Raw genomic sequence first — 513 nt, 5'->3', positions numbered from 1 at the left:
GCTCAATTCCGTCTCCAAATCCACTGCGGTCGCGGACGCTCTTACTTGGAAGCAGAGCCTCTATGAGGTGCAACGATCAAGGTTCTCCGCACCTAAAACTTATGATCGTGCAATCGAATCCATCAATGCCGCGAACGCGGAAATAGAAAGCCTCATCACAATGGCATGGAGGCGTGAACAGTGAGCCGTAAAGACTCTAAGGGCATGTTTGCTGCTGTTTTGGGGCAACTCGGGGAGGAGAATTCGAAGGAGAATCTCAGCCGTCGCACGTCATCGCCGCACCTGATGAAGGTGGCGGCTGGTGTTCGCCAAATGCAAGAACGAAGCGATATCGCTGACAAGTTACTGAAGTCAGGCGAGCAAATCATTGAACTCGATCCCGACAAAATAAGGGCGTCATCTATCACCGATCGTTATGATGACGCCTACGAGATTTCCGCCATTGCTGAAATCACAGAATCCATGCGGGAGCGCGGTCAAATTGTGCCTGGATTGGTTCGGCCAGTACAAGGC

Annotated in this window: 2 pseudogenes; both read left to right on the top strand. The window is 51.9% G+C overall.

Annotated elements, in window-relative coordinates:
* Positions 1-184: pseudogene (locus tag EOA29_RS39590) on the top strand (plasmid partitioning protein RepA); the annotation flags it as partial.
* Positions 181-513: pseudogene (locus tag EOA29_RS39585) on the top strand (plasmid partitioning protein RepB); the annotation flags it as partial. The pseudogenes EOA29_RS39590 and EOA29_RS39585, both read left to right, overlap by 4 nt.

The sequence above is a fragment of the Mesorhizobium sp. M1E.F.Ca.ET.063.01.1.1 genome (assembly GCF_003998155.1).
Lineage (GTDB): Bacteria > Pseudomonadota > Alphaproteobacteria > Rhizobiales > Rhizobiaceae > Mesorhizobium.
Note: the sequence above shows the minus strand (reverse complement) of the source record. Positions and strands in the feature narration are given on the sequence as shown.